The sequence below is a fragment of the Pedobacter sp. 05L430 genome (assembly GCF_056397585.1).
The window spans coordinates 22,849-29,729 of sequence record NZ_JBFTNT010000032.1 but is presented as its reverse complement, the minus strand read 5'-3'; the positions used below and the strand labels follow the sequence as shown (position 1 = coordinate 29,729).

General features: G+C 38.3%; 6 protein-coding genes. All 6 read right to left on the bottom strand.

All coding sequences use genetic code 11. The features are described from left to right. The coding region (locus AC1DG9_RS08070) for a beta-N-acetylhexosaminidase (RefSeq protein ID WP_477634489.1) at positions 1-1,640 on the bottom strand (1,640 nt) is incomplete at its 3' end. Between the two features lie 15 nt (positions 1,641-1,655). Beyond that, on the bottom strand, positions 1,656-2,606 hold the full coding sequence (mnmL, locus tag AC1DG9_RS08065; RefSeq protein ID WP_477634488.1) for a tRNA modification radical SAM protein MnmL/YtqA: 951 nt from the start codon (positions 2,604-2,606) through the stop codon (positions 1,656-1,658). 89 nt (positions 2,607-2,695) lie between these two features. Beyond that, entirely contained in the window at positions 2,696-3,169 is a 474-nt protein-coding gene (locus tag AC1DG9_RS08060; RefSeq protein WP_477634487.1) for a hypothetical protein, read from the bottom strand. A gap of 19 nt (positions 3,170-3,188) precedes the next feature. Next, a complete protein-coding gene (locus AC1DG9_RS08055; protein WP_477634486.1) occupies positions 3,189-4,439 on the bottom strand; it encodes a condensation domain-containing protein in 1,251 nt (416 codons plus the stop codon). 14 nt (positions 4,440-4,453) lie between these two features. Further along, positions 4,454-5,707 carry a condensation domain-containing protein gene (locus AC1DG9_RS08050; RefSeq protein ID WP_288882690.1) on the bottom strand — a complete coding sequence of 418 codons (1,254 nt, stop codon included), beginning with the start codon at positions 5,705-5,707 and terminating at the stop codon, positions 4,454-4,456. After that, positions 5,704-6,879, bottom strand: a complete 1,176-nt coding sequence (locus AC1DG9_RS08045; RefSeq protein ID WP_337717398.1) for a glycosyltransferase — start codon at positions 6,877-6,879, stop codon at positions 5,704-5,706. Before AC1DG9_RS08045 ends, AC1DG9_RS08050 begins: the two co-directional genes overlap by 4 nt. Positions 6,880-6,881 lie beyond the last annotated feature (2 nt).

Genomic DNA, 6,881 nt, shown 5'->3' with positions numbered 1-6,881 from the left:
GTAGTAAATCCATCCAGGTCTGGAAGCCGATAATTTATATTCATAGCATCCAGCAATGAAAAGTGCTTCTGTACACGATTTTCAAAATTATTCCAGTCTACACCTCCTTTAAACCACGCTACCTCCGCCATAGCCAACATTCTTGGAAACACCATATATTCCAATCTTCTCTCAGAAGGAATATATTCCGTCCATATATTGGCTTGTACTCCAATTACAAATTTCTTCTCGCTTTCTGAGATGTTAAATTTATATGGATCAAAAGAATATACCTTTTGTAATGAACCACCATCTTGCTGAGCATCAAAATAACAAAACTCACCAGGAGTCATAATCACATCATTCTCTTTTTCCGCAGCGTGTTTAGGTGCTGTAGGCACCCATGTTCTCCAATACATCATTGTAGCTGTTGGCGATACACCTCCATCAAGAATTTCGTCCCAACCGATTAGCTTTTTACCTTTACTGTTAAAAAACCGCTCCATTCTCCGCACAAAATAGCTTTGCAGCTCATCCACACTTTTAAGTCCTTCCTTCTTCATCAGCGCTTCACATTCAAGCACATTTTTCCAGCTGCTTTTTTCAACTTCATCGGCACCCAGATGGATATATTTGCTTGGAAATAATGCAGCAATCTCAGTAAATACATTTTCGGCAAATTCAAAAGTTGTTTCTTTACATGGGCACAATGGCTCAGAGAAGTCCTTTGCCTGTCCACCTTTGCCATGAGAAGTTAGCCAGGGCATAAGGTTTGTTGCAGCCATCATATGTCCCGGCATATCAATTTCAGGTATAATCTCTATTCCTTTAGAATCAGCATACGCAATTAGCCCACGCATTTCATCTTGAGTATAAAAACCTCCGTACATCTTCTTACCATCAATCATTTTGAAATGTTTTTCAGGAATAGCATAATCAGGATTTGTTTTAGCAAGTGCAATACAACTCGAATCCTGACCATTCATCTCTCGCCACGCGCCTTTTGATGTTAGTTCAGGGTATTTTTTGATTTCGATTCTCCAACCCTGATCATCTGTTAAATGCAAATGAAACTTATTGAATTTATAGTAAGACATTCTATCTATCATTGTTCGCAGATAAGCAAGATCAAAGAAATGACGGGAAACATCCAAATGAATACCTCTCCACGAGAAATGTGGCGCATCTTCAATTTTTACACAAGGAATAGCGATTGCGCTCAGCAATGATTTTTGTAAAACCTGCTTGCGGCGTAATATCGCAGTTCCCATCAACTGTTTCAGGCTGGTTACAGCCCAAAAGGCACCTTGTATTGTGGCAGCTTTAATTACAATTGCATTTTTTTCAACTGATAATGTATAACCTTCATTTGCAATGGAAGGATCAAGACCTAAAGTAACTGTATTTGCGGCTGTCTTTCCTTGTTTAAGCAACGCAAAAGTAGCCTTTAATTCAGTTAAGGCTGGTGCCAGACTTTCCGAGTTTTCAGCCAACAGCAGTTTTGTAGCAGTTGTCCACTCAAAATTACCTGCAGCAGGAATGAGTTTCACAGGTTGTGGTATAATAGCATAACCTGCCTTTTCTTGCTGTGCGAATGTTGTAAGCACACAAAGAAACAAAACTAAGGTGATCTTAAGTTTCAAAGTAATAAAGTTATTCATAAAATGTCTGGTAATCTATTTAGCTAAGTATTCTGATCCTTGCACTACACCTCTGCGTTCAATTTCCTTATCAATATATGTTTGAATTGCAGATTTATTTAACMCCCAGTTAGGTGCTATTAACAAATCCCAATCTGATATCCCAAATAATCTTTGAATAACAATATCGGGCCTCAATAACGGAATTAATTTACAAAGCAGATCGGTATATTCTTCTAGCGAGAACAGCTTAAAGGGTTCCTTTTTATATTTTACTCCCATAATTGATCCTTCTACTATGTGAAGGTGATGGAATTTTACAAATTTGATTTGAGGGAACCGGTTAATCTCATGGATGTAACCCAGCATCATTTCTTCTGTTTCCCAAGGGAAGCCAAAAATAGTATGTACACAAAGGTCAAGCTTACTGTTTTCAAGTAATTTAACGGCCTCAACAAACTCGCCATGACTACATCCTCTATTGATCTGATTAAGCGTTTCGTCGTATATAGACTCCATGCCCATTTCCAAATCCACATCAAATCGATCAGCATAGCTTTCAAGTAAAGCAACCTTTTCTGCATCAATACAATCAGGGCGGGTACCCACAGAAAAGCCTACAACATCTTCTGTATTTATAGATAGTGCTTCATCGTACATCATTTTTAAATAATGTACAGGAGCATAAGTATTCGTATTAGGCTGGAAATAAACAATAAACTTATCGGCTTTATAAAAACCCTTACCTCTTTCCATACCCTGCTCTAATTGTTCGCGTATGGTTGGCAGCTTTCTGGAAAGCTCAGGGGTAAAAGAGTCTACATTACAGTAGGTACATCCTCCATAACCTTTACTCCCATCGCGGTTAGGACAAGTAAATCCACCATCAACTATTACTTTAAACACACGTTGCCCATTGTATTTCTCTTTGAGGTGTGTTCCGTAATTTCTATATCCTTTTATTCCTTGATCCAGTAAAGTTCCCAATTGCTTTTTTCTTGCAAAAATACAGCTTTTAATTTATTTCTGACAAAGAATGATTGTTAACCGCCAGGTAGTTGCTATCAGACCAGAAATTAAGCACTTTTTAACTCTTTAATTTTTTTAATGGGCCAGAGAGTAAAAACTATCGACAATGTACCGGCCAGGGCACCCAAAAGAATAGAAAGCAATTTCCCATTAAAACTATAATCTTTAGGGATACTAAGTTGGACCGCCAACATACAAAACAAAATAACAGATGAGGTAGTTACGCCGTTAATACCTGCCATTTTAAACATAAATTTATTCTTAGTAAAATTATCAGGCAGCACAAATCCTGCTTTACCCTCTTCAGAAAGTGCTATTGTTTTTTTTAAAATATCGAAAGTGATTATAAATGGAAGCAACAATGCCATAGGTAGCAGAAACCGCGCAATACAATACTCACCTTCAAATAAGTGAACCGCATTGAGATTTTTAAAGCTAAAATACGGGATAATAGTGTTAGCGATAACGTTGGGAATAAAGTAAAGCGGCAGGTTCCGCAGAACAAGCCTTTTCAATACCATGCCATCACTTTTTAAATCTTTAAGCATAACTTACCATCAACTCTTGCTGTAATAGTTCCAGCGCTTTATTTTTAATTGCTATTGCCTCACTTTCAGGTAAAAAAGCATCATTTGAGCAAAATGTGAAATCCATTTCTCCTTTAAAAGTACTTACAACTATGGTATTGGGATTTCGCCATGGGAAACCGACCGATGGACTATATATAGCTTCCACTTCAAAGGAATCGTAGTTTTCAGGAATTCCCAGTCTGCCCATATTTGAAAAAGTTACATCATGACTACCTTCAGTGGTCAATAAATACTTCACCATCTTCTTTACCGAGCCATGGAAATATTCACTCATGATCAATAGTTCATGAACATTCATAGCAGCAATTTTTGTATTCAGGTCTTCCTTTACTTTCTTTGCTTTTTCCCAAAAACCGGCAAGCTTATCATCAACCGATAGTTCGGCAATGGGTGCAAAAGCAAACATGGTATCCCCTTTTATTTCGCTGATAAATCGCCTCACATCAACCGGACAGATTACCTTACCACGAGCCTTACTCCCTTTAACAGATTGAAATGCTTTTAATAAAATAACACACAAAGCAGAATACACACTTACACCTGCTGTTTTACATTCAATAGCAAGTGCTGCCGTTTTCTCTGCATCCAGTCGCCAATGCAAAAAATAGTTCTGCCCCTCAGGCTTTTTACTTTTTGTAGATTTAAAAAGAAAAAACAACCTTGCAACTACTGAAAAAAACTTCGCTTTTAAAACCTTCCCTTTACTGACTTTAAATGATTGAGAAAGTAATCCTTCCATAGAATTAAATGGCAGGTAGCTGGATAGCTCCTTTTCCGGTTCATCCAGTACTTCTAATATCTCACTCATCAAAGCGACAAAAGTAGTACCGTCACAAATACAATGCGGACAAACTAGAATCAGATCCGAAACTTCGGCATCCTTAAGCCATACAACTCTTGCCAATGGCGCACTCTTTCCATCAAAAAGTTTTCTCCATTCAGCTTTAGATTGTGCTTTCCAATCGTCATCACTAACCCTTTCCCCAATTCTAACCGGAATTTCAGAAAGCTTATTACTCGAAACAAAATAAGGAACCCCCGCAGCATCTTCCTTTATACTTGCTCGCAATAAAGGATGTTTTTGCTGCACTTTATGTAATGCATTACGTAATCTTTCAAGCGTAAAACTCCCTCGAATAGTAATTGCAAATACACAATTTAAAGGAGTAGAAGCATCCACATACATGATTCTTTCTCCCATGATCAGCCGTCTTCTCATAGCTCATTAAGTATTTCCATCATTTTTTCTTTAATAGCCTGCGCTTCATTATACGGGATAAACCCTTCGCTGGCAATAAATGTAAAATCCATTTGCCCAAGATAGGTTGAGGTTACAAGTGTTGTCGTATTCCCCAACGGACCTATTACAGAGGGGCTAAAAATGGTTTCCACAGCAAAATTTTTATACAGATAAGGAATATCTACTCTGCCCAGATTAGAAAACATGCAATCGTTACTGGACTTACCATACTTTAGAAAATTAGTAAAGTTATTTAATGATGAATGCGACTCTTCCATCATCATAATCGTTTCATACGGATCTAACTTTGTGGTTTTCTTGTCAATATCTTCCTGCATTCTTTTAGCGTCAGCAAAAAAGCCGAGGTCTTTATCTGCAGAAACCACCAGCATCAAACCAAACGCAAAAATGTTATCTCTCTTAATTTTTGGGGCAAACCTGCGAATATCAACAGGGAGTGAGATTTTGTTATGAAAGTTTTCTTTTCGAACTTCCTTAAATGCATTTAATACTGCCACACATAGTGCTGTATTAACCGTAACTCCTTCCGTTTTACACTTATGGATTAACCGGTCGCTTAATTCCTTTTCAAGCTTCCAGTGAATCATATAATCACGCTTTCTTTCAATCAATTTCTTTTTAACGGGAATCAGCCATAAAAACAGGGTTGCTACACCTCCAATTAATTTGGCTTTAATGATCTTCTTCTTGTTATTAAGAACTGAAACCGGTATAATATCTTCAATCCTTAAAATCGGATCTTCCTTACCTATCTCTATTGAGCCATCATCTAGTAATAGTAAAAGTTCAGCCAAAATTGCCATAGCCGAGCCCCCGTCACAAAGGCAATGATGGATAACCATTATAAATTCAGAAAACTCCTCACCTTTTATCCACACCAGCCTCATTAAAGGCCCTGATCTGGTATCAAACAAGGTCGACCACTCATTCATTGACTCTGTTTTCCAGTCGTCATCAGTAGTCCGGGCTACAATCCTTAAAGGAATTTGAAGTTCAATTTTTTCACTAACCACAAACCAGGGCCTCGATTTCTGGTCATCCATTACAAAAGCATTCAAAAATGGGTGTTTTTCCTGAAGCCTCCGCAATGCATAGCGCAAGTTCTCTATTTCAAAACTCCCTTTTAACTTTATAGGGATCACGGCATTAAAGGGCGCTTCCCCATTTCCATGAAGCATTCTTTCGGCAAATAGAAGCTTTCTTTTCATACAAATTCTTCTAATAACTGTACTGCTTTATCATTTCCACCGGCAGCAATAAATGTTTCTTTAATTCTCAAAGAGGCGTTTCTGTATACCGGATTTTCAAGCAACTCAAATACTGCCCTCTTCATATCCTCGATGCGTAACCGCTTATAGCGGATCTTGATCCCACAACCGGCATTTTCGATAAGTTTAGCGGTATGAAAATGATCATAGGCAATTGGAGTGATCAACATTGGCAATCCATTAATGAAGGTATCGTTAACGGTATTAAAACCACCATGACAAATCACAGCATCCATTTTTGGCATCAGCTCAGCCTGTGGTACAAAACCATTAACAATAAAATTATCAGGCCATTGCTCAAAAATATCTGGATTGGTGGCTGCCACTATAGTTACCGGGGCATCTGCAAAAGCTTCGATCAACTTACCAAAAAACTCTTTTCTTATGTCAACCAGCAAAGTTCCTAACGAAACAAATACTTTAGGAGTAGTTGTTTTTTCTAACCTCTCCCAATCAAAGTCAGCATGATTTGGCCGACCTTTAACAGGCCCAACAAATTTCATATGAGGCATGGAGTCCTGAGCTCCGGCAAACTCTTCAGAAGTAAAAACGATGTTCATTTTATGTGAGTGAATTACAATCTCTTCACCATACACACCAAATTCCCGCTGTAATCCTTTAATCAGGTTTTCCTGCCATTCAAATATTTTAGGTGCGCTGTTCGCCGTATCTCCCATCACATCCGGTGGCACCGGTGTAGTCGTAACACAAGGAATTCCTTTAATGTAAGCACATAATGCCCCCGCAAAAGTGATGCAATCGTTAATAATTACATCTGGCTTCCATTCATCAACATACCTACCCAGGCCTTTCATCATAATGCGGGCAATAGGAACGTAAGTTTCTTCAAGTGCCAGTTTCATTACCTCAGGTCCAGAACAAGCCGGGCCATCATCCTGTCTCTTTAATATTTTTTGAAGTTCTTCCTGATGTTCAACCAAATCATCATGCGGATAGATGTACTCACCACCCTCAGGAATATGAGAATCCGAAAGCGGTATAACACCAAGCCATTTCACCTCATGACCTTTAGCGATAAGACTGGCTCCTACACTTAACGTTGGGCTTATATGACCAAAAAAAGGTGGCACAACGAACAAAAACTTTGACATAA

What these genes read in the sequence shown, in the direction of transcription:
- AC1DG9_RS08060 (WP_477634487.1), bottom strand. Translation starts at nt 3,169, where the DNA reads ATGGTATTGAAAAGGCTTGTTCTGCGGAACCTGCCGCTTTACTTTATT.
- AC1DG9_RS08055 (WP_477634486.1), bottom strand. Translation starts at nt 4,439, where the DNA reads ATGGGAGAAAGAATCATGTATGTGGATGCTTCTACTCCTTTAAATTGT.
- AC1DG9_RS08050 (WP_288882690.1), bottom strand. Translation starts at nt 5,707, where the DNA reads ATGAAAAGAAAGCTTCTATTTGCCGAAAGAATGCTTCATGGAAATGGG.
- AC1DG9_RS08045 (WP_337717398.1), bottom strand. Translation starts at nt 6,879, where the DNA reads ATGTCAAAGTTTTTGTTCGTTGTGCCACCTTTTTTTGGTCATATAAGC.